Source organism: Coriobacteriia bacterium (genome assembly GCA_041658765.1).
Classification (GTDB): Bacteria; Actinomycetota; Coriobacteriia; order Anaerosomatales; family JBAZZO01; genus JBAZZO01.
On sequence record JBAZZO010000011.1, the window covers coordinates 22,764 to 47,703 of the forward strand.

Consider the following 24,940-nt stretch of genomic DNA (forward strand, 5'->3'; position numbering starts at 1 on the left):
CCTCCTTCCGTCGAGGACGGGAGGGTCGAGGTGCCACTGCACCTGGTGACGGGGCGGGCGAACGCGGGGAAGACGGGCCGGATGCACGGCGCCGTCCGCGATGCTGCCGCTGCCGGACGAGCCGTCGTCCTGGTCGTGCCGACACAGCCTGACGCGGAGCGCGCCTCGGCGGAGTTGTCGCTGTCGTCACCGAGGAACGTGCGAGTCGTCCGTTTCGAACGGCTCGTCGAGACGGCCTGGGCTCTGGCGGGCGACGGCAGGCGGCTCGTGACGTCGGCGCAACGGACCGCCCTGGTCTCGAGTGCACTGCGGGAAGAGCGCCCTTCCGCCTTACCGAGGGCCGGCGAGAGGCCGGGCCTCATCTCCGCGATCGAAGCGGTAGTTCGCGCACGGGCGGAGAGCGGGACGGAAGGCGCCGCCCGTTCGGCGGCTCTCGGGGACCTACTGCGCGTCGCCTCGCGCTACGGTCGAGATCTCGCGGCCAAGCATCTCGTCGAACCAGGAGAGGCGACACTCCGCTTGGCGGCGGACGGGGCCCTGCCTTTCGACATGCTCGTCGTGCACCGGTTCTCGGACCTCTCGTCCTCGCAGGAGGCGTTCCTGACAGGTGTCTCCCGGAGGGGCGCGGACGTCTGGGTGTCGCTTCCGTGGGAGGCTGGATTCCCTGCCACGCGCGCTCTCGACGGGCTCCGCGACCGGTTGGCGGTCGAAGCCGATGACGTGGAGGAGCTGCCGCCCTCAGGCGCCGCTCATACGGACCCCGGGCTCGCGATGCTCGAAGACGGGCTGTTCGGAGAGGCGCGGCTTCTGCCGAGGGACGCCGCCGTCCGCTTCTGCGTCGCTGCGGGCGAGGAAGCAGAGGCGGCGCTCGCGGCGGCGGCCGCGCGGGCCCTGATCGACGAAGGGTTCGAGCCGCAAGACATCGCGGTGGTCTTCCGCGACGCGGATCGACGCCGGGGGGCCGTGCGTTCCGCGTTCGATGCCGCGGGGATCCCCGCCGACCACGACGTGGCGTGGTCCGTCTCGCGCACGCCGCTGGGACGGGCGCTCGTCGCGGTCCTGCGATGCGCGGCGGGCGCCGGAGACCGGCGGCTCATGCTCGCGTACCTCCGGGGGCCGTTCTGCGACGCGGACCAAGGACGGGTCGATGATCTCGACGCACGCTGGCGCGAAGAGCGCATCGACGATCCCAGACGCATGACGTCCGAGGCCGCCAGGCTCGGGGGTCTCACAGGAGAAGCACTCCGGGCAGCTCGCAAGGTAGTGCGCGAGCCACTGGGGCCGCGGTCTTTGCCCGCCTGGAAGCGGCTTGTGGATGCGTTGTTCGCCTGCGCCTGGCCTTCTGGCGCCGTGCCTTCCGGCCCGGACGCGGAGATGGACGCGGCGGCGCATAGGGCGGTCCTAGAGGTCACCCGCTCTCTCTGTGAGATCGGTCCTTCGGGGGCTGGCGGCCTCGAGGATGTTCTCACGGCCATCGACGGCACGACCGTGACGCCGTCGTCGGTCGAGCATCCGGGGCATGTCCAGGTCACGGAGGCTCATCGTCTGCGCGGGAGGCGCTTCGGGGCGGTCATCCTCGGAGGTCTCACGGCGGGTGAGTTCTCGCCTGTCGCACGGGAGCGTCCCGAGACCGCTATCCTCGACCGGCTCGGTCTAGGCACGGGTCGCGATGAGGCCGCGAGCGAGCGTCTGCTCTACTACTCCGTCGTGACGCGAGCGCGACGGCGCCTCGTGCTCATGCGCACCGAGACCGACAGCGAGGACACGCCGGTGAGGCCGTCGCTGCTCTGGGAGGAGACCCTGGATCTGTTCCGAGATCCGACACCCGATGCCACTGATGAAGACGGGGGCCTCGAGACCGAACGTCTGGCACTTGCGGACCTGGTCCTTTGCGCACCGGCGAGTGGCCCGCGCCGTCGGGCTCTTCGCGCCGCCGCCGGTCGGGGCGGAACGCAGGTCCGGCCCACGATCCGAGGCGAGCTCCGGGACACACGCGTCCTCAGGGCTCTAGCCGGCCAGGAACGGTTCTCGGCGACCGAGATACAGATGTACGTCGAGTGTCCATACCGATGGTTCTACGAGCGCGCGGTCAAACCGAGCGAGTTGGACCGCGAGATCGACGTCCGCGCCATCAGCACGGTGGCGCACAGGGCGCTGAGCGACTTCTATCGCGTCCTGCCGGCGCGTCTCGGAGCACGAAGGGTCACGCCGTCCCTCCTCCCGGCCGCCCTCGAACTCGCGGACGAGGTCTTCGACGCGCAGGGCCGTCCGCGGGCTTCGACGCTGGAGGACGAGTTCGACTTGGACTCCGCGCGCCGACGTGTCCGGACGCTCGTCACCGCGGACGCCGACTTCCTGCCCGGCTTCGAGCCCGTGCTCTTGGAGCATGGGATCGGAGGGGAAGGAGCGGGCGTGCGCATCGGGGACTTTTTCCTTAGCGGGCGCGTGGACCGGGTCGACCGGTGCGGCGACTCCCTGGTGGTCATCGACTACAAGTGGAGCTCGCTTCCCACGCAGAAAGCGATCGGAGCGGGGACGTCGTTGCAGGTGGCGCTGTACGCTCTTGCGGTGGACGGTCTCGATCTCGGTCGCGTCGTCGGAGGGATGTATCGCAGCCTCGCTGGTGGCGTCGGTGTCGGGTTCCGGCTTGGGGATGTGCTGTCCCCGGGATCCGTGCGCGGACCCGTGGCCGCTTCTATCGACGACGAGGAAGGACCGGTCGCGATGGCCGTTCGTGTCGCGTCCAGGGCAGTGGCCGGGATACGCGTCGGGCGCATCGATCCCGAGCCCGCCTCGCACTCGGTCTGCGAGCGATGTGCCGCCGCGCCGGTCTGCGAACGGTCCCGGCTATGATGAAGCCTTTCGAGCCCACCGAGGAGCAGGCCGCCGCCATCCGATCGCTCGAAGGCCCGGTGTGCATAGCCGCCGGAGCCGGGTCGGGCAAGACCCGAGTGCTCGCCGAGCGGTTCGCGCGCGCGGTCCGGGGCGACGGCCTCGCGAACGGGCCCGCGCCCATCGACGGGCAACTCGCCGTGACGTTCACGGACAAGGCGGCCGGGGAGTTGGCCGAGCGGGTCCGGCGCGTGCTGCTCCAGGCCGGCATGCGCGATGAATCCCGACGTATGGATGAGGCCTGGATATCGACCATCCACGGTCTGTGCTCCCGGCTGTTGCGCCGGGAGGCGCTCGAGGCAGGCGTCGACCCACGCTTCGGGGTAGCCTCGAACGTCGAGGCCGGCGAGATCGCAGAGGAGGCGTTCGACGCCGCCGCGCGCGCGGCGCTCTCGGCCGGCGATGTCGGGGTGATCGCCCTCGTGGAGGCGTATGGGCTTCCCGGGGCGCGCAAGATGACCTTCGATCTCGTCGCGAGGACTCGAGCGATGGGCGAGCCGCTCTCGGCGGTCGGGAGCAGGAGGTCCGAGCCCGTCGCGCGGCTGGTGGGCGACGCGGAGCACCTTCTGGCCGAGACGGCGAGCCATCTGGCGGCATGTGGCTGCGGCAACAAGACCGCGCACAAGAACGTCGCGGGATGCGAGGCGGCGATCGAAGCGATAGATGCGGTGCCCAGGATCGACGTCGGCGCCGGGGAGACCGTTCGCGGGCTCCGGCGAGCCCTTCTCGACTTCGCCGGCGACAAGGGGGCCGGCGCGCACAAGGAGGTGATCGCGGAGTACCGGGAGCGGCGCGACACGCTGCTCTCAAAGACGGCCGCGGTGCTCTTGGACGGTCATGTCGCCGCGTTGCTGCGGCTGGCCGAGTCGTTCTCGCTCTCTTACACCGACCTGAAGGCCGTCGCGGGCGTGCTCGACTTCGACGACCTGCAGGAGCGGACTCTGGCGCTGCTCGAATCGACGGAGGACGTGGCCGCTCGATACAGGGAGAGGTTCCGCCTGGTGATGGTCGACGAATACCAGGACACGAGCGGCGTACAGGACCGGATCGCGGACGCGCTGGGCGGCGGGCACCTGTGCGTGGTTGGCGACGAGCGACAGGCGATCTACGGCTGGCGCTATGCGGATCCCGAGGTCTTCGGCGGACGAAGGCGCGCCGTGGAGACCGCCGGCGGCCCCGTCCTTCGCGTCTCGAGCAACTTCCGCTCGCACCCCGGCGTTCTCGCCTTCGTCAACGAGGTCTTCGGAGCGGACGCGCTGTTCGGAGAGGGGTTCGTGCCGTTGCGTGCGGCCCGGTCCTCGGACGAGGAGCGTGACTGGCCCGCCGGGACCCCACGGGTGCGCCTGACCGTCGTGACGGGCGGGGGCGATGCGCGGGAGCGGTACCGCAGGGAGGCGGGAGCCGTCGCCGGCAGGTTCGCCTCGCTCGTCGCCGACGGCATCGACCCTTCCGGCATGGTGATCCTTCTGAGAGCGCTCACGCATGCCGGAGCGTATGCCGACGCGTTGCGCGAGCGCGGGATCGAATGTATCGTCGCCGCGCGCGGTTCGCTCCTGGAGCGGCCCGAGACGAGGGCCCTTCTCGCGACCCTGCGCCTGGCCGTGAACCTCGGTGATGAGGAGGCCGCGGCGGCGCTCCTCGCCTCGCCGTTCGCGGGCCTTTCGGACGATGCGCTGTGGCTCGCCCGCGAAGCGGACAGCGGTTCGCTCCTCGGGGGAGCGCTCGTCGCCGAGCTGCCGGAGGCGGACGCGGCGGGCGCCCGTCGGGCGGCCGAGGCGGTGAGGGTCGCGCGCGCGGCCGCAGGAAGGCGAGGGGTCGCTGCGGCGCTGAACGAAGCGTGCGAGGCGCTCGACATGGACCTTGCCCTTCTCGCGGACGGAGATGAAGGGCGGAGGGCCTACGCGAACGTGCTGAAGCTCTCGCGTCTGGCGGACGAGCACGAACGCGCCGGCGGTTCGGGGATCGCCTCCTTCCTCGAACACGTGAGACTCAAGAAGCGGTTCGACGACGAGGAGCCCGCGGCCACCGTCGTCGGGGCGCCGGCAGGCGCCGTCAGGATCATGAGCGTCCATGGGGCGAAGGGGCTCGAGTTCCCAGTGGTCGCGATCCCCGACCTGGGAAGATCGATCTCGCACGATCCGTCGCGCATGCTTCTCGACGTGAGGCCGGGAGAAGGCCCCGTCCTCTCGCTGAGGCTCCCCTCCGACGAGGGCGGCGATCCCGGGCAGCGTTCGAGTCCCGCGTATGCGGACGCGGCCGAGCGCGCATCGCTGGCGCGGCTCGAGGAGGAGAAGCGTGTCCTCTACGTCGCGTGCACGCGAGCGGAAGAGGGGCTTCTTCTCTTCGCGAGCATGGACCCGGCGAAACCGACGAAGGACGACGTCCCCGCGGACTGGTTGCGGGCGGCGCTAGGTCTCACCGATCCGAGTGCGTACTCGGGGGACAAGCTGCGAGTGGAGGTGGTCGAAGGGCCGGGACCGCGCGAAGGTCGCCGGGCCCCCGCGCGGGACGATGCGGGGGTGGACGATGGCGCTTCACGTGGAGTCGCCTTCGCCGAGTCGCTCGAGACCCCGGCCGAAGCATTCGCGGATACCGACAAGGTCTCCTACAGCGACCTGCACCTGTTCGAGCGTTGCAGCATGCGATTCTTCGCGGAGCGTGTCTTGAGGCTCGGAGTGGCTCCCACGGGAGAGGGTGAGGGCCCGCGCCGGTTCGGGGATGCCGTCCACGCCGCGCTACGCATCGCCGGTGCAGACCGTGCCGTCGGCGAGGACCGCCTGGACGTGATCGGTCGCTACTGGAGACTCGACTCGGAAGGGAGACGGCGGCTTGGGAAGGCGGCCGGCGCGTTCTCCCGCTCGAGCATAGCCGGGCGGGCGCGGGAGACGGGCCGCGTCACGTGCGAGGCCTCGTTCGACGTCCCGCTCGCGGACGTGCGTCTGGCAGGCAGCATCGACCTGCTGGCCGAAGAGGGGACGAGCTTTCTCGCCGTGGACTACAAGACCGGCGCCGGCGCAGCGGACCCTACAACGGCATACCGGCTGCAGGCCGACTGCTACGCCCTTGCGCTGCTGCGCTCGGGCGCGGAGGAGGTCGAGGTGGTCTTCGTCGAGGTCGAGAACATCGTGGACGGCGCCCCGGTGCACGAGACGTTCGCGTACACGACGAGGGACACGGAGACGCTTGCCGGCGCCTTCGCGGAAAGGGTCGAGCGGATGAGGGCACGGGACTTCCGGCCGCTCGCCGCATGGACGCCGGACCCGTGCGAGGCTTGCGCCGCGCAAGGCGTGTCGTGCTCGCTCACTCCCGCGCGTCGGCGGCGTGGAGCTGGCTGAGCTGTCCGCACGCCGCGTCGATGTCCGCTCCGCGCTCCACGCGCACCGTGGCCTCGACGCCGGACGCGGCGAGTGTCTCGACGAATCGCTTGGGGACCTCACGGGGAGGACGCGCGAGCGCCGTCCCTTCGATGGGATTCACCGGGATGATGTTGACGTGGCACAGCAGGCCCTCGCAGAAGCGGACGAGGGCGCGAAGGTCCCCCTCGCCGTCGTTGACGCCCTCGATGAGGGCGTACTCCAGCGTCGGGCGACGGCCGGTCGCCGTGACGTAGCCGACGAGCGTGGAACGCAGTCTGACCAGAGGCTGGCCGCGTAGCGCGGGCATGAGCCGGTCGCGCGTCGCCTGTCTCGCCGCATGCAGGGAGACGGCGAGAGTGAACTGTTCGGGCTCGGCGGCGAACCGGCGGATCCCCGAGAGCACGCCGCACGTCGACACGGTGAGATGCCTCGCTCCTATGCCCGGTCCCTCCGGGGAGTTGAGGTATCTCAGCGCGCAGATAGTAGCGTCGTAGTTCGCGAACGGCTCCCCCTGGCCCATGGCCACGGCGTTGGAGACCCGGCACTCGAAGTCCGCCGCGACGCCAGTGACCTGATCGACCATCTCACCGGGAGTGAGGTCGCGCACGAAGCCGCCGGCGCCGGTGGCGCAGAACCGGCATCCCATCGCACAGCCGGCCTGCGACGAGAAACACACCGTGAGACGGCCCTCTCCCGGCATGCCCACGGATTCGACGACGACGCCGTCATCGAGACGCCACAGGTAGCGCCGCGTGTCGTCGAGGCGCGAGACGCGCCGGTCGACGAGCGCCGGGACGCCGACCGAGTACGATGTATCGAGCCGGTCTCGCAAGGCCGAAGGAAGGTCGGACATCTCCGAGAAGGATGCGGCGCGGCGTCCGTAGAGCCAGCGCTCGAGCTGCCGAGCCCGATATGCGGGCTCACCGAGGGTCTTCATCGCCTCAGCGAGCCCGTCGCGATCGAGGGACTTGACGTCGGTCCGCTCCCTCCCGGTCACGCTATCCCTCGTCGCTCTCGAGCGCGGCGCGGTACTCTTCGCGATGCGACTTCTCGAACCCGGCGAGGGCGCGGAAGTAGTAGGCGATCTCGGGGAACCCTTCAGCCTCGGCGATCTCGGCGAAACCGGGGTACATGTCGGTGCACTCGTAGTCTTCGCCCGCGGCCGCGACCGTGAGGTTCTCGGCCGTCGAGCCGATCGCGCCGAGGTACGCGAGATGGCCGAAAGCGTGTGCGGTCTCCTCCGTGGCGGCGCGATCGAACGCGGCTTTCGCGACGGCGCGGTCCTCGAGCTCCGCGACCCGCGAGAAGAGCGTGTAGCGACGGTTGGCCTGCGACTCGCCGGCGAACGCCGCCTGCAGGTTCTCGAGGGTCTTCGTGCCCTTCAGGTCGCCGGGGCCTTCGTAGGCGACGAAGAACGCTTTCGGCGCGCCGCATACCGGGCAGCGCTCGGGCGCCGGTCCGACGTGGTAGTACCCACAGCCCTTGCAGCGATACCTCTCGACCATGATGGTGCCCCTTCCTGCGCGCGAACGCGGCGACGCGCCCGACCCGTGGGTATCACATCCCCTATGTACCCGGGGCCGCGGCCGCCGCGCGTAAGGGACGACTACAGCGTCGCGGGCTTCGTCCCCACGACCATCTCGAGAGTCGTGCGCTTGCCGCCGCGCCAGAGAGTCAGGGTCACGCGGTCGCCGACACTGCGTCGGCGCACCGCCAGGATAAGGTCGCTCATCGACCTGATGGGCGTGGTGTCGAGCTCGACGACGACGTCCCCGGGCTTGAGCCCCGCCTTCTCGGCGTTCGTTCCCTTCGTGATCTCGACGATGAGCGCACCCTCCGTGACGGGGAGTTTCTTCTCCTTGGCCAGCTTCTCGTCGACCGACTGGCCGACGATGCCGAGGAACGGGTGACTCACCTTTCCCGTCGTGATGAGTTCGTCGGCGACGCGTGCGGCCGTGCGGACGGGTATGGCGAAACCGATCCCGTCGTTGGCGCCGCTGCTCGAGTAGATGGCGGTATTGATGCCGACGAGTCTGCCGCGCCTGTCGACGAGAGCGCCGCCGGAGTTGCCGGGATTGATGGCCGCGTCCGTCTGGATGACGTCGACGAGGGGGTAGACGCCCTGCCCGCCGCCCGCCGATTCCGGTAGCGAGCGGTGCAGTGCCGAGATGACACCCGAGGTCACCGATCGCTCGAGACCGAACGGGGAGCCGATCGCGATCACGAGGCTTCCGACGGGCGGCGGTTCCGAGCCGCCGAGCCTCACGAGCGGGAGCGAGGAGTCGATGCGGACGACAGCGATGTCGGTGTCGGCATCGCGGCCCACGAGCCTGCCGACGTGCTTCTCACCGGAGGTGTCGGTCACGACGATCTTGTCGGCGTTCTCCACGACGTGGTCGTTCGTGAGGATGAACGTGCCGCCTTCGGGGGCGCGGCGGAACGCGACGCCCGAACCGCTGCCGGATATCGGCACGCCGGGATGGGACTGCGGCAGACCGCCCTCGCCGCCCTTGACCGTGGCGTCGCTCGAGACGTCGATGTTCACGACGCTCGGCAGCGCCGCCGCCGCGGCGGCGGCGACGGGCTCGGCCGTCGAGCCGCCGACCACTCGCACCGTGCCCGTTCGCGGGGAAGCTCCTTCGCGCGAGGCGAGCCAAGCTCCGGCGAGACCGCCGGCGAACCCTGCGGCACCGCCGACGAAAAGGGAGAACACCAGCGCTATCGTGGCGGAAGCGAGTACCGGATGACCGGGGCGAGACGCTATAGGAACCGGAGGGGAGGTAGGTGAGGGCGCCTCCACGGCGGTCTTCTCATCGATGTCCATCTTGTCCACCTTCCATGACGCTATCGCTGCGCTCGGCGCAGCCACGGCGTATTGTACGCCGCCGCCGCCGCTCACGGGCCGCGCGCGACGATAATACACGGAAGCTCCACAACCGCCGACGTCGATGGAAGCGGTTGTCTGTCCGCCGCGCCCTGGCCTAGACTGGCCCGTAGGGACACGTCCGAAGGGGGAGCATGTCGGAGACGCTGGATACGGGGCACGAAGCTGAGCCGGAAGAACCGGTCCAGTTGCAGCTGGAGGACACCCCGGAGGACGCCGCCGAGGAACCGGCCGAGGAACCCGAGGACGCCCCCGAGGAGCTGGCCGAGACCTCCGACACCGAGGACCTCGACATCGCGCTGGCTGCGGTCGAACAGGAGATAGAGTCCGCAGAGCCATCCGTTCCGCTCGGCGCTGCCCGGTCGCGCGCCGTACGCACATGGCCGTTCGTCGCATATGCCGCGATCTGGTTCGTCTTCGCGGTCGCCGCGGTGTTCGCCCTGCGGCCCTCGGCGCTCCAGGGGACGATCGTGGGGTCGGATTACTATCCGGCCGTCGTGTTCGTCGGAGCGGCTCTAGCCGCGGTGGGGCCGGTCCTCGTCCTGGTGGTCTGGCTCGTCGCGAGAAGGATAGACGAGCGATCGCGCAAGGGGCTGCTCGCGTCTGTCTCCGTCAGGGGCGCCTCTGCGACGCTCTTGGGCGTGATCCTGTGGTGGGCCGCGCTCCTCCTGCTCGACTACTTCCGGCTCGGGACGCTGCGGTGAGCCGACCCAGGGTCGCCGTGTTGATGGGCGGCCGTTCCGCCGAACGGGAAGTCTCGCTCCACACCGGGGAGCAGGTGGCCGCGGCGCTCCGGGAGACGGGACATCGGGTCACGACCATCGACTCGGGAGATCCCGGTTTCATCGATTCCTTGCGCGAGGACGCGCCGGACGCCGTCTTCATCTGTCTCCACGGGCGATTCGGCGAGGACGGCACCGTCCAGGGGCTCCTCGAGCTGCTGGAGATCCCCTACGTCGGCTCAGGAGTGCTCGCGAGCGCGCTTGCGATGGACAAGGTCATGTCGAAGCATGTCTTCGCGCAAGCAGGACTGCCGACGCCCGAATATCTCGTCTTGCGTCGCGGCGAGTCCGCGGACCCGGGGCGCATCCTTGCCCAGCTCGGGGAGAAGGTCGTCGTCAAGCCGGCGAACGAGGGCTCCGCCATCGGGGTCTCCATCGTGCATGCGGCCTCGGAGTTGCCGAGCGCCATCGAAGAGGCGTTCCGCTGGGACCGGGACATCCTGATCGAGCGCTTCGTCTCCGGCGTCGAGATCACCGTGGGCGTGCTCGGCAACGATGAGCCCGTGGCGCTGCCCACCCTCGAGATCGTGCCCGAGCACGAGTTCTACGACTACGAATCCAAGTACGTTCCCGGCATGAGCAAGCACATCATCCCGGCGCGCGTGAGCGAGGCGATCCGCGAGGAATGCGCGCGGCTGTCGCTGGAGGCCCACCGTGCTCTCGGCTGCCGCGGGATGTCGCGTGCGGACATCATCATCGACGCGGACGGCGCGGCCTGGCTCCTCGAGGTGAACACCATCCCCGGCATGACGTCCACCAGCCTTCTTCCGGACGCGGCGCGTGCGGCGGGGATCGAGTTTCCCGCACTGTGCGATCGTCTCGTCGGGCTCGCGTTGGAGTAGCGCGGAGTCAGGCGTCCGATACCGCGTCGGTCGCCAAGGGCAGGTCGATCACGACCCTCGCTCCGCCCGACGGCGCGTCCTCGACGCGGGCGCTCCCGCCGTGTCCCTCCGCGATGGACTGGACGATGTAGAGCCCGAGACCCGTCCCGGGGACGTCGCCACCCTCCAGGCGCTTCAACCGATCGAAGACGGTCGTCCGAGCGTTCTCGGGGATGCCTGGTCCCTCGTCCTCGACCGCGATGGTCGCGCGTCCGTCCTTCCGGCCGACCGCGATGGTGATGACGCTCGCGGGCGGGGTGTACTTGAAGGCGTTCGTGATGAGGTTCGAGAGGGCCTGCCGCAAGCGATGGGGGTCTCCGAGCACGACGACCGACCCGGCGGCGCGCACCGCGAGCCGTTGGGTGCCCGTGGTGGCGAGCGATGCGGTCATCTCGTCGGCGAGCGCGGTGAGGTCCACCGGGCTCAACGTGCGCGGGGCGAAGACCTCGTCCGCGCGCGTCGCTCGCAGCAGGTCCTCGAGCAGTTCGAGCATCCTCACCGAACTGCGCCGGGCGCCTTCGGCCGCATGTGTGCGCGCGTCGGGGTCGAGCGGGCGCTCGAGCAGGTCGATGTATCCGGTGATGACCGTGAGCGGTGTGCGAAGGTCGTGCGACACGAGCGAGAGGATCTCTCCGCGAAGATCGGAGCGGCGTCGCTCTTCGGCGACGTCGCGTGCTGTGAGCACGACGTGACGAGGGTGCCCGCCCGGACGCCTGGCTGCGAGCGAGACCCAGCGGTCGGCGAGGCCCGGAAGCGTGATGCGGACGTCGATCGGGCGGCGCAGGGCGCGCTCCAGCAACTCGCTTGGCGAGAGGGCTTCTCCGTCTTCGCCGAAGAAATCGGCGTCGGCGAGGACGGCCTCCAGCGAGCGGCCGACGATGTCGTCCGCGGGGCGGCCGATCAGGTAGCAGACGGCCGGATTCGCGAGCACCACGATGCCGTCGCGAAGGAGGGCGATGCCATCGGGCAGGTTCTCGACCGCCACCGCGAGGGACTCCTCGGCTTGCCACGCGAGATCGGTCGCGCGCCGTAACTCGGCGGTGTGCGCCGACAGCTGACGCAGCAGGTCGTCGATGACCGTGCCGAGTTCGCGCATCTCGAACGGCAGGTGTGGGTCGACATCGAGGGGCGTCTCGTACGGCTCGCCTTCCAGGGCGGCGTTGCCTCGCGAGCGGATATGATCGAGGAAGGCGCGCGCTGATCTCGCGACGCGGTCGGAAGCGGCGAGCCCGCTCGCCATACCGACGACCCCGGCGCCGATCGCGAGGATGAACGCGAGGAGGGCGAAGGTGGATGTGGGCAAGGCGCTGAAGTCGAACCCTGCGCTGTCGGCCAGGGCGAGCGCGGCGAAGAGCGTCAGCAACCCGCCGAACGCCGATACCGCCGCGGTGGCCGCGAACCGGACGCGCAGCGTGCTCGACGGCCGGGACCGTGTCATCGATCGGACCTGTGAGTCGCTCCTCCCCATGCCCTGATACTACCCGTCGGACCCCACCGAGTCGCCTGCATCCCGACGAGCGGCTGTCGCGAGCTTCACGGCGTCGATGATCGCGACGGGCAGTGTCGCCGCCACGAGCACGGCGAGCCAGTCCTGAGGTCCGAGCCCCGTCGTCCCGAAGACGCGCTGCAGGGCGGGCACGTAGACGACGAGACACTGCAGTGTCGCGGAGCCCGCGAAAGCCGCGACGAGCCAACGGTTCCGCAGCGAATAGGCCGACCACACGGTGCGCGTCTCGCTCCGGAAGTCGAAGGCGTGCAGCAACTGCGCGAGGACCATCGTGGTGAAGAGGACGGTCTGGGCCCTCGCCGGCCCATGTCCGGGAGCCAAGAAGTCCGTCCATACCCACGCTGACAGACCCCCCAGTGTGATCGCGGCGCCCTGCCACAGGACCTGGAGCTGGCGCCGCCGCGTGAGGATCGACTCGTCCGCCGCGCGCGGAGCGCGCTCCATGACGCGGGGGGAAGGCGGGTCGACCCCGAGGGCGAGCGCGGGCAGACCGTCGGTCACGAGGTTGATCCACAGCAGTTGGAGCGGGAGGAGCGCGGGGCTGGTGGTGAAGAAGCTCGTCGTGAAGACGATGAGCACCTCGGAGACGTTGCACGAGAGCAGGAACAGGATGAATTTCCGCAGGTTGTCGTAGACGACACGGCCTTCACGGACCGCGACGACGATAGTGGAGAAATCGTCGTCGGCGAGCACCATGTCCGCGGCCTCGCGGCTCACGTCGGTACCGACGCGGCCCATGGCGACGCCGATGTCGGCCTTCTTGAGGGCGGGGGCGTCGTTGACGCCGTCGCCCGTCATCGCGACCGTATGCCCCCGGCGCTTGAGCGCGTCGACGATGCGGAGCTTGTGCACCGGGTCGACCCTGGCGTAGATGCGGATGTCCTCCACGAGGGAGGCGAGTTCGTCGTCGTCCATGCGCTCGAGGCGCGCCCCCGTCACGACCTCCTTCCCCTCGAGCAGCCCGATCTCGTCCCCGACAGCCCGGGCGGTGAGCGCGTGGTCCCCGGTGACCATCGCGACGTGGATGCCGGCGCGATGGCAGAGCTCGACAGCCTCTTTCACGCCGTCGCGGGCTGGATCGACGAGGCCCATGATGCCGAGGTACGTCATGCCGCTCTCGAGCGTCTCGTCCGGCTCCGGCCCGCCCTGCCCCAGTTCGCGCACCGCGAAGGCGAGTGTGCGGTAGCCGGTGGAGGCGAGACCCTCGTTCGCCGCGTGAAGGCGCGCGCGCAGCGCGTCGGTCATCGGCACCGTCTCGCCGTGCAGCCTCGCGCTCTCGCACAGCCCGAGCACGACGTCGGCGCCGCCCTTCATGTAGGCGACCCGCCCCTCGTCGGTCGCGTGGACGGTCGTCATGCGTTTGCGTTCGGAGTCGAACGGGACCTCGCCGACACGCCTCCGGCGCAGCCGCCGCTCCTCGAGACGGTCCGCGGCGACGAGCAGCGCGGTCTCCGTCGGGTCTCCGAGGGCCGTGCCGTCAGCCGCGATCCGGGCGTCGTTGCACGACGCCGCCACCTCGAGAAGGAGTTGCAGGTCGGGACCGTCGAAGGTGCGCCCGGAGGGCTCGATGCTCCAGTCGCTGCCGATCGAAGCGGCATCCTCGCCGACGACGAGCCGTCGCACGGTCATCTCGTTGCGCGTCAAGGTGCCGGTCTTGTCGGAGCAGATGAACGTCGTCGACCCGAGGGTCTCGACGGCGTGGAGCTTCTTCACGATCGCGTTGCGCTCCGCCATGCGGCGGACGCCGAGGGAGAGCGCGACCGTGACGATGGCGGGGAGCCCCTCGGGGATGGCGGCGACGGCGAGCGATATCGCGACCAGCAGCGCGACGGTCACGCGCTCGCGGAAGCCGGCATGCGCGAGCGCTGGGAGCAGGCCCTCCCCGGTGCCGGCCGCGGCGCGCCACACGCCGACGGCGAACACGATCGCGGCGATGGCGAGGACGAGGAGCGCGATCCGCTTGCCGACGTCCTTGAGTTCGCGCTGGAGCGGAGTCCGCTCCTCTTCCTGCTCGGCGAGGAGACCTGCGATCCTGCCCATCTCGGTGGATGGGCCGGTGGCGGTCACGACTACCCTTCCTCGGCCGACGGCGACGGACGTGCCGGCGAAGACCATGTCGATCCGGTCCCCGAGCGACGCCTCCGGGTCCGTGACCGCGGCGGCGGTCTTGGAGGCGGGGCGGCTCTCGCCGGTGAGAGAGGCCTCCTCGGTGCGCAATGCCGCGACCTCGACGAGGCGCCCGTCGGCGGGAACGCGGTCTCCCGCCTCCAGGAGGACGATGTCCCCCGGGACGAGTTCGCGCGAGTCGACCTCCAGCTCCGAGCCGCCGCGCACCACCGTAGCCGTGGGGGCCGAGAGCTCCTTCAGCGCGTCCATCGCCCGCTCGGCGCGATACTCCTGAGCGAAGCCCAGGATGCCGTTGAGCACGAGTATCGCGGTGATCGCCACCGCGTCGGTGACCTCGCCCTCGAGCGCCGAGACGGCGACCGCGGCGAGCAGCACCCAGATCATGAAGTCGTTGAACTGGCCGAGGAGCATACGCCACGGGGGTGTACGCGTCTCCGGAGCGAGTTCGTTGGGTCCCACCTCGGCGAGAAGAGCGGCAGCCAGTTCGGGTCCCAGGCCGGTATCCGCGTCGACGCACAGTCTCGCGAGCGTCTCCGAGGCGGGTTCGAGGAATGCGGGGAGCGGGGCGCGCGTCTCGCTGGCGGGTGCGTCGACCATGGGGTCCTCCGGGGTCCGCGTCTCCATCGGTGTGGCAGACCCTCGACGGGTCGTGCCCCGTCGAAGGTCTCGCGGTCACGGTCTCCCGTGGTGGCAGGGCCGGGGCAGCGTTCGCCCGGGTCTGTCGGCCTGCCGCCCGCCGAAGAGCCGGCGGGACGCTACTCCCCTTCGCACGGCTACGGTAGTGCAGCGAGGGGCGGTGCGCAAGCGGCCTCCGGGTGGGAGATGGCAGGGTTGACACGGGCTATGGCACGGTATTAGCATGCACCAGTACAAGAGATTAGTATCAGCTAATACCTAGAGGCGAACGGAGCCCGCGATGCGCATCAGGATGAGGAGAGGACGCGACCGCTGCGACGGATGCGAGCAGTCGGCAGCGTGCACCCTCGATCTCGCCCGGCGCGGCGACCGGCTCGTCGTCCTCGGAGTGGACGACGAACGCGCTCGCATGCACGCGGTCAGGTTCGGCATGGGCGAAGGCGCGTGCGTATCGTGCGTGACCGTCCTGCCCGCCGGACCCGTCGTCCTGAGATCGGGCCGTCAGGAGATAGCCGTCGGACGCGAGCTCGCCAAGCGCATCCGTGTCGCCCCCGCACCGGAGGCGGCCTGACATGGCCACCTGCCACGCTCCGTCCGGGACCGAGGCGCGCCGCGACGCGACCACGCTCGTGCTCGTGGGCAATCCCAACGTCGGGAAATCCGTGGTCTTCCACTTGCTCACGGGCGTCTATGTCGATGTGAGTAACTATCCGGGGACGACCGTGGAGCTGACGCGCGGCCGTCTCGACGGGCGTGACGTGATCGACACCCCCGGCGTGTACGGGGTCTCCTCCTTCAACGACGAGGAGACGGTCGCGCGCGACGTCATCCTCGGAGCCGGCACCGTCGTCAACGTGGTCGACGCCGTGCACCTCGAGCGTGACCTGTTCCTGACGTTGCAGCTCGCGGACATGGGGCTGCCGATGGTCGTGGCGCTGAACATGGCCGACGAGGCCCGCCGCGAAGGGGTCGCCGTCGATCGCGAGCTCCTCGAGGAGGTCCTCGGCGTCCCGGTGGTCGAGACGGTCGCGGTGAGCGGGGCCGGGATCGACGAGTTGCGTTCGGCGCTGGACCGGGCCCGCCCGGCGCGACCCGACGCGGAGATCGAGGACCTGGTCCTTCCGCTCGAGGCGGCGATCGGCTCGCGGGCCGAGGCGCTGCTCGTGCTCGAAGGCGACGAGGCCGTCTCGTCGCGCAACGGGGTGTCGCCGGGGACGATGCGCGAGGAGCTGTACTCGCGCAGGCGCGCCCGTGTGGACGCCCTCGCGAAGCGCGTCGTGCGCTCGACGACCGAGGGCGCGGGACTGGCGGCGAGGCTGGGCTACTGGATGCTGCGCCCGATCACCGGGCTGCCCCTGCTCGCGCTACTGCTGTGGGGGATGTACGTCGTCCTGGGGCAGTGGATAGCGGGCGGTCTCGTCGGCGTCACCGAGGGCACCGTCATGAAGGGCTACTGGGAGCCGTTCGCCCGTGGTCTTGTCGGGACCGTCGCGCCGCGCGGCTCGGCCGTCTACACGTTCCTGGCCGGGGAGTTCGGCGTTCTGACGATGACCCCGACGTATCTGCTCGGGGTGATCCTCCCGCTCGTCACGGGGTTCTACCTCCTGCTCGCTCTCCTTGAGGACACCGGATACCTGCCGCGCATCGCCACGCTCGCGGACCGCGCGTTGGCTTCCGTCGGTCTGAACGGGCGGGCCGTCATCCCGCTGATCCTCGGCCTCGGGTGCGTGACCATGGGGACGCTGACGACGCGCATCCTCGGCAGCAAGCGCGAGCGGTTCATCGCCACCGCGCTCATGGCGATCGCCGTGCCGTGTTCGGCTCAGATCGCGGTGATCGCCGCGCTGATGACGCGCGTCGGGCCGGGATACGCCGCCGCGTACTTCTCGGCGTTGCTCGGCGTCTTCGTGATCGTCGGGACAGTGCTCGCGCGCCTGACTCCCGGCGAGTCCACCGACCTTCTGATCGACCTGCCATCGCTGCGAGTGCCGCGGCTCGACAACATCGCGCGCAAGACCGCGGTGAAGGTCAAGCACTTCATGGGAGAGGTCGCGGTCTTCTTCCTCCTGGGCGCCGCGTTCATCTCGACGCTCGACGTGACGGGGGCACTCGGGTGGATCCAGCGCATCGCTACCCCGCTCACCGTCGGGTGGCTGGGGCTGCCTCCGCAGGCCGCGACGGCGTTCGTCATGGGCTTCGTACGGCGCGATTTCGGCGCCGCAGGGTTCTTCTCCATGCACCTGTCCGACCCGCAGCTCCTCGTCGCGATGGTGACGATCACGCTCTTCGTACCCTGCATCGCGTCGGTGATGGTCATCATGAAGGAGCGGGGCGCGGGCTACCTCGCGGGCCTGCTCGGCGCCTCACTCGGCCTCGCGTTCCTGCTGGGGGGCATCATCGCCCGGATCGTCGGGGTGGCGTGATGCGGCACGCGAAGAAGATGCCCGCCGACGCCCCGGCACGCGGCTTGCGGTGTCCGGGGTGCGGGCTCGTCACCGAGGGGCCACGATGCGTCCGTTGCGGGGCGTTCGTCCTCCCGGCTTGCGCGGGCGGTTGCGCGGGCTGCACGGGCTGCCCGGTGGCGCCGAAGGTCCGAAGCGTCGTATAGTGTTCGGGCGCGCGGCGCCGCCGCGGCCCTCCGTTGGATGAAAGGAATCCCGATGTCCGATACGCCGACCGGCGGCCAGAACCAGCAGCAGACGATCGTCTACCTGCTGGCTGGCGTCGCCGTCCTTCTCCTCGCCATCGTCGTCGTGCTCGTGTTGCGCGGGAACCAGTCCACGGTCCCGCCCGTCGCAGCCACGACCGCTGACGCCGCCGCTGCTGCCGCTGCCGCCGCCCCCGCGGCCGCCGACACGGCGCCGTTCGACGCGACGAAGGCCACCAAGGTCCCGAGCGGTGTTCTCCCCAAGGACTACGTCGCCCAGTACTACCAGGCTATACTCGACAAGAAGTGGGACAAGGCCTTCAAGATGCAGCCCACCGACAGCCAGACGGGGAACACCGTCCAGGGCTTCCAGGACACGCAGGTCAGCTACGGGATGGCGTCCTTCAAGGTCCTCTCGTCGAAGACGTCCGGCGACCAGATGACGGTCGAGGCCGAGCAGAACCTCGGCGCCAACGGCACGTGGGGCGCCCAGTGGATCTTCGTGAAGTACCAGGGTGCATGGGTCGTCAAGGACAAGACCGTCCAGATGAAGTAGCGCCGCGAGCGCGCATAGCAAGGTCCGCACGGCGCCTCCCATGTGGGGGCGCCGTGCTAGTCTGGGGGCCATGACCGACCTCCTCGCCGCCTTCCTAGCGCCGGGCACGCCCGACGATGTGACCGCCGCTTACGCGGGGCTCGCCGAGCGCGCGGCGGACGCGGTCTGGGGGTTCGAGGACGAGATCGCGGTCGTCGACGTGGAGACGACCGGGTTCGATCCCGACCGCGATCACATCATCGAGGTCGCCGCGCTCGTCGCCCGGGGTCCGGAGGTGCTGGGCCGATACGCCACGCTGGTCGACCCCGGCGTCGCGATCCCCGCCGAGACGACTCGTCTCACCGGCATCGGCGACTCCGACGTCGCCGGCGCGCCGCGGATCGAGGCGGCGGTGACGCGACTCGGTGAGGCCGTAGGGGGTCGGGTCATGGTCGCTCACAACGCGTCCTTCGATCGGGGATTCCTTTCCAGGCTCGGCGGCGGAGCAGGTCTCGCGGGAGGATGGGTCGACACGCTCGAACTCTCCCGCATCGCGCTCCCGCGGCTGCGGAGCCATCGTCTGAAGGACCTCGCCGCGGCGTTCGGAGTCGCCCTGCCGCATCACCATCGCGCGGGCGACGATGTCGAGGCGCTCTTCCGTGTCTGGCGCGTGCTGCTCGCGGGTCTCCAGGACCTGCCCGAGGACGTGCTCGGCGCGGTGGCTGCGCTTGACGACGGGGCGCGATGGGACCTGCGGTCGCTGCTCTCACATCATGCGGCGGCGCGCCCGGCGCGCTCGCTCGACCTCGTGAGGACGCGCCGCTCCCGAGTCGACCGCGACCGCGCGGAGCCTCTGCACGACGCCGCCGAGATGGACGTGCAGCCTCCGGACCCCGACCGGGTGAGGGAGGCGTTCGCGGCGGGCGGTCTCGTCGGCGCGATGTACGACGGGTTCGAGACGCGCGAGGAGCAGTCGCAGATGGCCGTCGGAGTCGCGGAGGCGTTCGCCGAGGGCCGTCACCTCGCGGTCGAGGCGGGAACGGGCGTGGGGAAGTCGGTCGCGTACCTCGTGCCCGCCGCGCTCCTCGCGCTGGACAACCGCATCGGTGTCGGGGTCGCGACCAAGACCAACACGCTCATGGACCAGCTCGTCCACGGCGAGCTCCCTCGTCTGGCGGCAGCGCTCGGCGGCGGGCTGCGGTACGTGGCGCTCAAGGGATACGATCACTACGTCTGCCTGCGCAAACTCGCTCGGCTGGCGGTCACGCCCGCAGCCGGCGACGAGGAACTCCGTGCGGCGACGGCGGCGCTCCTCGCCTGGACCGCGCAGACCACCTGGGGAGATCTAGAGGCGGTCAACATCCATCTGCCGGAGGCGGTCCGCCGCGCGGTCGTCGCGACGACCGGCGAGTGCGTCAAGAAGCGTTGTCGCTTCTACCCGGGGCTTTGTCTCCTCCATGGCGCACGCAAGCGGGCGTGCACCGCGCACGTGGTCGTCACGAACCACGCGCTGCTCTTCCGCGACCTGACCGCCAACGGCGGCATCCTCCCGCCCCTGCGCTACTGGGTGGTCGACGAAGCGCACTCCGCCGAGGCCGAGGCGCGCAAGCAACTCTCGCTCGACGCGTCCTGCTCCGAGCTGAGCGGCCTGCTCAGGGGGCTGCACCAGTCCGGGAGGGGCGGGTATCTCGATGCGTTGAGGACGAGGCTCGCCTCCTCGCGCAAGAGCGAGGGGGCGGACGCGCTCGCGCGGCTGGACACGCTCGTCGCGGAGGTCGGCACGGCGAGCACCCTGACCGCTTCGTTCTTCGACTTCCTCAAAGACATCGGCGAAGGTATCGGGGATCCGGGGGGATACGGGGCCCTCGACATCCGGATCTCGCCGCGACTGCGCGAGACGGGGACTTGGGGGACGGCGGCCGGCGTCGGTCGCTCGCTGCTGAAGCGCCTCGACTCCGTGGTGCGCGAGGGCAAGACGCTCGTCGGCGCGCTCGAGGAGCTCGGCGAGTCCTTCGCCGAGCAGCGACTCGACCTCGTGGGACAGATCATCGGCCTCGCCGACCAGATGGCGGGCCTGGGCGCGGTCCTCGACGGCGAGAGTGACGAGTACGTCTACCGGGCGCACATCGTCCTGCGCAGGGACGTCCCGGGAGAACGCATCGGCGCCGAGCCCGTGGACGTGGGGGCGATGCTGGCGGAGGAGCTCTACCCCAAGCTGACGTCCGTCGTCTACACGTCGGCGACGATCGCGGCCGGCGACGATTTCTCGCATTTCGAGCGTTCCGTCGGTCTCGACCGGCTGCCCGAAGGGTCGCACGCGACGCTCAGGCTCGCCTCGAGCTACGACTTCGAACGCCAGATGGCGGTCTTCGTCCCGACCGACATCGAGGAGCCGGGCTCCGCGGGAAGCCTCGAGCGGCTCGAGCGGCTGCTGCTCGATGTCCACGAAGCGATGGGCGGTTCGGTGCTCACACTCTTCACCAATCGCCGAGACATGCTCGAGCTCTACCGGAGACTCGCTTCGCCGCTCGCCGCGCGAGGGCTCCAGCTCTTGGTGCAGGGCCGCGGCGTCTCCCGGAAACGTCTTCGCGACGAGTTCCTCGCGGACGAGCGGCTGTCGTTGTTCGCGACGCGCTCGTTCTGGGAGGGCTTCGACGCGAAGGGCGACACGCTGCGCTGCGTCGTCGTGCCGAAACTGCCTTTCGGGCAGGTGCGCGAGCCGCTCCTCGAGGAACGCAAAGCGCGCGACCCCGACTGGTGGGACCGCTACTATCTGCCCGCGGCGGTACTCGAGCTGAAGCAGGCCGCGGGCCGGCTCATCCGCTCCTCGACCGACACGGGGTGTCTCGTCCTGGCCGACGGCCGGCTCGTGACGAGGGGGTACGGACGGCGGTTCCTCGACGCTCTGCCCGTGAGCGATGTCGAGCTTCTTCCCGCTCAGCGCGTCGGCGAGGAGATCGCCAGGCGCTTCGGGCGACCGCTGCCCTAGTCCCTAGACGGCCAGGCCGGAGGCGACCATCCGCGCGAGGTCCGCGACGGCAGCGCGGATGTCGGGCGGAGACAGGACCTCGGCTTCCCCCAGCCGTGCGACGACGCGCCTGGCCAGCCACTCCGCGGACGCCGTCGGGACGTGGGCGAGGACCGAGCCGTCGTTCTGGCGGTCGAAGGTCGTGCCCGGCCAGTCTCGCGGATCGAGGTCGGCGCCGGGAGCGAACATGACCTCGGCGACGGGCAGGCCGATGAAGTCGGGCGAAGCGCCGAGGCCGGCCGTGTTCTCCGCCACGGTCGCCGGCTCGCCTGTGGTCTGTGCCTCACCGACCCGGTCGAGCCGGAAGGTGCGCTCCTCCCCTGCCTGCTCGCAGAAGCCGGCGAGGTACCACGTCCCGCGCTCGTTGAAGAGCCGATGCGGATGGACGAGACGTCTCGTGCACGCGTCGCGACCTCCTCCGAGGTGCGTGAGGAGGACCTTCTCTCGTCGCTCGAGCGCTCCCGCGACGACTCGGTACACGTGGGTGACACCCCCGGGGTCGACGGCGGCCCTGACCGTGCGCGCCAGTTCGTCGGGTCCGGTCGCGCCGCTCGCGGCGATGAGGCGTGCGACGAGGGGATCGTCCGGTCCCGCTCCGGCCGACTGCAGCGCGGCGGCGACGGCGCGGGCCTCGCGCGGCGAGAGCCGCAGCGGCTTCTCGAGCGCGGGGGGTCCGAGGAAGACACGCACCTCGCCGTCGGAGATGTCGAGTTCGATAAGGTCGTCGGGCGTGAACGGGGGGATGCCGCAGTAGCCGAGGGTGGTCAGGTCGGCGGCAGTCTCCGCCACGGTCGCCCCGACCCGGGCGGCGAGGTCGGCGACGAGAAGCGTCTCTCCCGCTCGCAGGGCGGGGAGCAGCGCCAGGAGCCTGCGGGCGCGCATGGCGGAAGTCGGCTTACCCATGTCGCGCGGCCACCTCCGAGCAGCCGGCACAGAGCCGCGCGCGCGCTCTCTCCGGCTCGAGGAGGACGACCCCCGGTCCGTTCTCGACGACCCACCTGAGCAGGCGGTCGACGCTGCGGGCCTGGACACGCCAGGTGAGCGACCCGTCGGGATCCGGCTCGAGCGAGCCCCGGCCCTCGATCAGCCGCGGGGCGCGCCATGCGTGGTCGGGCGAGAAGCGAAGGACCGCCTCGAACGGCGTCGGGCCGTACTGGAAAGGAAGACGGGCGAAGTCCGCCACGTCGAACCCGGGCTCGACGTCGAAGTCGGGGGTCTTGCGCGAGCCGGTGTTCGGCGCGAGCGCCCCCATCCTGGAGACCGCGAAGACGCGGACCTCGTCGAGGTCGCGGTCGCGTCCGACGAGGTACCAGCGTCCTTCGCGGAAGAAGAGCCCGAAAGGCTCGACGTCGCGGGCGCGGGACGCGCCGCCGGCGCCGGTGTACTCGAACCGCACCCGCTTGCGGCCCCCGACCGCGGCCGCGAGCGTGGCGGCGTCGGCGCCCTGGCCTTCGGGCGATTCGTCCGCGAGGCGACTCGTCGCGGGAGGCCCTTCGGCCGATCGCGGCGCGATCTTCGCGAGTGCGAAGAGGAGGTCGTCGCCCAACGGGAAAGCGGGGTCGTCCGCGAACGCCGCGCCGACGGCGCGCACGAGAGCCGCCTCGTCAGGCGCGAGGGCCACCCGGGCGGTCGGCGTCGATGCGGAGTCGAGGCGGTAGCGCTCGGCGTCGTCGCCGCCGTCAACCACGATGGCGAGTCCGGCCGCGCGCAGATCGTCCTTGTCCCGCTCGAACATCCGGAGGAAGGCCTGTTCGTCCTGACCCTCGGGATACCCGATCCCGGCCTCGCGCACGCCGGACGCGCTGACGCCTCCCCTGGACGAGGCGATGAGAAGCGCGAGGTTGACGAGCCGTTCGGCGGGGTCGGTCACGTGCGCCCCCAAGGTCGGTTCCGCCGTCGGGCGTATCGTACCTGAAGGAATAGGAAACGAGGCGCGTGGGGGGTACGCGCCTCGTTATTCGAGCGGGCGTACCCCGGCCACGAGGGGGGAGGAATGGGCCGGGCACCACTGCTCGCGTCCGAGGCAAGCAACACGCATGCCAGGATTGCTCTCGCGAGCGCCTTGCCTCGCAGGGCGTCGGGGGCTACAAAGGAACGGTCGCAAGGGCCGGTCATCGGGTCGAGGCGGGGTGGGGGGATATGCTGACAGGCGCTCTCGGCGGGGACGAGCCGGGTGTCGGTGCCGCTCAGGAAGCCGAGCGAGCCGTCATGGTGCGCCTCGCCGAGGACCTGCGCCGGACGCTCGGCGCCCCGAGGATCTACATGCTGACCGTGGACAAGGACGGGACCCTCAGGGTCCGCGGCGGTATCCCCGACGGGGAGACGCCTTCTCCGAGGCCTGTCTCGGATTACCCGGCACTGGCGCGGGCCATCGCGCTCGAGAGGACATCCTTCGTGGAGGACCCGCTCGCGTCGGATGCGGACCCGGGCACCTACGCCGTACTCCCGCTCGCCGGTTTCCGTCACGCTTCCGGCGTCGTCGTGGTGGCGGGGCCGGTCGCCGAGGCGTGTTCCGAGACCCCGCTCGACGCGGTCCGAGACGCCATCGTCGCCACGATCGTCTCACTGGGCGAGGGCGACGATCTGCAGCGTCGCATCCGTGAGTTCGAAGAGTGGGCCCGGGTGGCGATGAGGATGTTCGATGCCTGCTCCGATGCGATCTTCTTCGCGGACCTCGACGGCATCATGCGCAGATGGAATCCGGCCGCCGAACGGCTCTACGGATGGACGGCGGAAGAGGCTATCGGCTCGATGCTGCCGATGTTCGCCTCGCGCTCACGTGGTCGAGCCGTCGAAGAGATACGGCGCGTCGCATCGCGAGGGGTCGTCGCGGACGGGAACGACATCCACGTCCGGAAGGACGGATCGCGCATCCACGTGCTCGTCACCTCACTCCCATGCCGCGACGGCGACGGGCACGCGACGGGCGTCGTCCATGTCATGCGCGATCTCGCGCACGACAGCCGTCTCGAGGCGGTCCAGGGGCGGTTCACCGCTCTCGCCTCCCAGCAGCTCCGCAATCCGCTCACCGCCGTGCTCGGCTACGCACAGCTCATGCTCCGCCCCGAGGTGATCGAAGATCCCGCGAGCCGGGCGCGCGTGGCTACGGCGCTGGAGGCCCGCGCAAGGGAGATGTCGGAGATCGTGGACGACCTCCTGCTCGTGACCGAGATCGAGACCGAGGGGCTCGCACTCGACGAGGAGCCCGCCGAACTCCCCGCGCTCGCGACGGAGGTCGTCGCGCGCTTCGAGTCGATGCGAGGCGGGCACCGGTTCGTCCTTGATGTAGACGCGTCGATGCCCTGCCTGCGCGCCGACCGGCGCCGGCTCGAGCAGGCGCTTGCGAACCTCCTGTCGAACGCGGTGAAATACTCTCCTGCCGGGGAGGACGTCCTCGTCTCAGCGTTCGCCGATGGGCTGGAGGGGGTACTCTCCGTCTCGGACGGCGGCGTCGGGATCGACGAGGCCCTCCTGCCGGAACTCTTCGAGCGATTCGCTCGGGGTGAGCCGGACGATGTGCGCCATGCGACCGGGACCGGGCTCGGCCTTTACATCGTGCGGGCAATCGCCGACGCTCATGGAGGTCGAGTCGAGGCGCGCCGCAACTCCGGGAAGGGGAGCACGTTCTCCATCCGGTTGCCTCTCGGTGACGATCGCTAGGTCCG

16 protein-coding genes are annotated in these 24,940 nt (G+C 70.3%); 9 read left to right on the plus strand and 7 right to left on the minus strand.

All coding sequences use genetic code 11. The annotated features are described in order from the left end of the window. The first annotated feature begins 30 nt into the window (after positions 1–30). Complete coding sequence (locus WC971_07500; GenBank protein MFA5844658.1) at positions 31–2,853, plus strand: PD-(D/E)XK nuclease family protein; 2,823 nt, start codon at positions 31–33, stop codon at positions 2,851–2,853. Next, positions 2,850–6,227 carry a UvrD-helicase domain-containing protein gene (locus WC971_07505; protein ID MFA5844659.1) on the plus strand — a complete coding sequence of 1,126 codons (3,378 nt, stop codon included), beginning with the start codon at positions 2,850–2,852 and terminating at the stop codon, positions 6,225–6,227. Before WC971_07500 ends, WC971_07505 begins: the two co-directional genes overlap by 4 nt. Here the strand turns inward: WC971_07505 and rlmN are convergent. From rlmN to WC971_07520, 3 genes are all read right to left on the minus strand, one after another. Further along, positions 6,193–7,245 (minus strand): 23S rRNA (adenine(2503)-C(2))-methyltransferase RlmN, encoded by a 1,053-nt coding sequence (gene rlmN / locus WC971_07510; GenBank protein MFA5844660.1) that lies wholly within the window; start codon positions 7,243–7,245, stop codon positions 6,193–6,195. The two genes, WC971_07505 and rlmN, sit on opposite strands and share 35 nt — an antisense overlap. Position 7,246: 1 nt before the next feature. Next, complete coding sequence (locus WC971_07515; protein MFA5844661.1) at positions 7,247–7,753, minus strand: ferritin family protein; 507 nt, start codon at positions 7,751–7,753, stop codon at positions 7,247–7,249. Positions 7,754–7,854: 101 nt separating this feature from the next. Beyond that, complete coding sequence (locus WC971_07520) at positions 7,855–8,961, minus strand: trypsin-like peptidase domain-containing protein (GenBank protein MFA5844662.1); 1,107 nt, start codon at positions 8,959–8,961, stop codon at positions 7,855–7,857. A gap of 305 nt (positions 8,962–9,266) precedes the next feature. Here WC971_07520 and WC971_07525 point away from each other — a divergent pair, with 305 nt between their 5' ends. Together WC971_07525 and WC971_07530 are read left to right on the plus strand one after the other, a co-directional pair. Then, a complete protein-coding gene (locus WC971_07525) occupies positions 9,267–9,836 on the plus strand; it encodes a hypothetical protein (GenBank protein MFA5844663.1) in 570 nt (189 codons plus the stop codon). Then, positions 9,833–10,756, plus strand: coding sequence for a D-alanine--D-alanine ligase (locus WC971_07530; GenBank protein ID MFA5844664.1), 924 nt, complete (start codon positions 9,833–9,835; stop codon positions 10,754–10,756). Before WC971_07525 ends, WC971_07530 begins: the two co-directional genes overlap by 4 nt. Before the next feature lie 7 nt (positions 10,757–10,763). Here WC971_07530 and WC971_07535 read toward each other — a convergent pair whose 3' ends face one another. Further along, positions 10,764–12,263 carry a PAS domain-containing sensor histidine kinase gene (locus WC971_07535; GenBank protein ID MFA5844665.1) on the minus strand — a complete coding sequence of 500 codons (1,500 nt, stop codon included), beginning with the start codon at positions 12,261–12,263 and terminating at the stop codon, positions 10,764–10,766. 9 nt (positions 12,264–12,272) lie between these two features. After that, positions 12,273–15,026 (minus strand): cation-translocating P-type ATPase, encoded by a 2,754-nt coding sequence (locus tag WC971_07540; GenBank protein MFA5844666.1) that lies wholly within the window; start codon positions 15,024–15,026, stop codon positions 12,273–12,275. A 331-nt stretch (positions 15,027–15,357) separates the two neighbouring features. Between WC971_07540 and WC971_07545 the strand changes: the two genes are divergently transcribed. From WC971_07545 to WC971_07560, 4 genes are all read left to right on the plus strand, one after another. Continuing rightward, the gene (locus WC971_07545) at positions 15,358–15,636 is read left to right on the plus strand and encodes a ferrous iron transport protein A (protein MFA5844667.1); all 279 of its coding nucleotides are present in this window, start codon (positions 15,358–15,360) and stop codon (positions 15,634–15,636) included. Position 15,637: 1 nt separating this feature from the next. Next, positions 15,638–17,488, plus strand: coding sequence for a ferrous iron transport protein B (gene feoB / locus WC971_07550; GenBank protein MFA5844668.1), 1,851 nt, complete (start codon positions 15,638–15,640; stop codon positions 17,486–17,488). 237 nt (positions 17,489–17,725) lie between these two features. After that, complete coding sequence (locus WC971_07555) at positions 17,726–18,268, plus strand: hypothetical protein (GenBank protein ID MFA5844669.1); 543 nt, start codon at positions 17,726–17,728, stop codon at positions 18,266–18,268. 70 nt (positions 18,269–18,338) lie between these two features. After that, positions 18,339–21,236 carry a helicase C-terminal domain-containing protein gene (locus tag WC971_07560; GenBank protein ID MFA5844670.1) on the plus strand — a complete coding sequence of 966 codons (2,898 nt, stop codon included), beginning with the start codon at positions 18,339–18,341 and terminating at the stop codon, positions 21,234–21,236. A 3-nt stretch (positions 21,237–21,239) separates the two neighbouring features. On the opposite strand, the gene WC971_07565 is transcribed toward WC971_07560, so the two are convergent. Together WC971_07565 and WC971_07570 are read right to left on the minus strand one after the other, a co-directional pair. Then, positions 21,240–22,178, minus strand: a complete 939-nt coding sequence (locus WC971_07565) for a WYL domain-containing protein (protein MFA5844671.1) — start codon at positions 22,176–22,178, stop codon at positions 21,240–21,242. After that, positions 22,171–23,145 (minus strand): WYL domain-containing protein, encoded by a 975-nt coding sequence (locus WC971_07570; protein ID MFA5844672.1) that lies wholly within the window; start codon positions 23,143–23,145, stop codon positions 22,171–22,173. Before WC971_07570 ends, WC971_07565 begins: the two co-directional genes overlap by 8 nt. 269 nt (positions 23,146–23,414) lie before the next feature. Here WC971_07570 and WC971_07575 point away from each other — a divergent pair, with 269 nt between their 5' ends. Continuing rightward, positions 23,415–24,935 (plus strand): ATP-binding protein, encoded by a 1,521-nt coding sequence (locus WC971_07575; GenBank protein MFA5844673.1) that lies wholly within the window; start codon positions 23,415–23,417, stop codon positions 24,933–24,935. Positions 24,936–24,940: the final 5 nt, after the last annotated feature.

Excerpts from the sequence above, each read along its gene's own strand:
- WC971_07505 (MFA5844659.1), top strand. The coding sequence starts at position 2,850 with ATGATGAAGCCTTTCGAGCCCACCGAGGAGCAGGCCGCCGCCATCCGA.
- WC971_07515 (MFA5844661.1), bottom strand. The coding sequence starts at position 7,753 with ATGGTCGAGAGGTATCGCTGCAAGGGCTGTGGGTACTACCACGTCGGA.
- WC971_07525 (MFA5844663.1), top strand. The coding sequence starts at position 9,267 with ATGTCGGAGACGCTGGATACGGGGCACGAAGCTGAGCCGGAAGAACCG.
- WC971_07535 (MFA5844665.1), bottom strand. The coding sequence starts at position 12,263 with ATGGGGAGGAGCGACTCACAGGTCCGATCGATGACACGGTCCCGGCCG.
- WC971_07540 (MFA5844666.1), bottom strand. The coding sequence starts at position 15,026 with ATGGTCGACGCACCCGCCAGCGAGACGCGCGCCCCGCTCCCCGCATTC.
- WC971_07545 (MFA5844667.1), top strand. The coding sequence starts at position 15,358 with ATGAGGAGAGGACGCGACCGCTGCGACGGATGCGAGCAGTCGGCAGCG.
- feoB (MFA5844668.1), top strand. The coding sequence starts at position 15,638 with ATGGCCACCTGCCACGCTCCGTCCGGGACCGAGGCGCGCCGCGACGCG.
- WC971_07555 (MFA5844669.1), top strand. The coding sequence starts at position 17,726 with ATGTCCGATACGCCGACCGGCGGCCAGAACCAGCAGCAGACGATCGTC.
- WC971_07560 (MFA5844670.1), top strand. The coding sequence starts at position 18,339 with ATGACCGACCTCCTCGCCGCCTTCCTAGCGCCGGGCACGCCCGACGAT.
- WC971_07565 (MFA5844671.1), bottom strand. The coding sequence starts at position 22,178 with ATGGGTAAGCCGACTTCCGCCATGCGCGCCCGCAGGCTCCTGGCGCTG.
- WC971_07575 (MFA5844673.1), top strand. The coding sequence starts at position 23,415 with ATGCTGACAGGCGCTCTCGGCGGGGACGAGCCGGGTGTCGGTGCCGCT.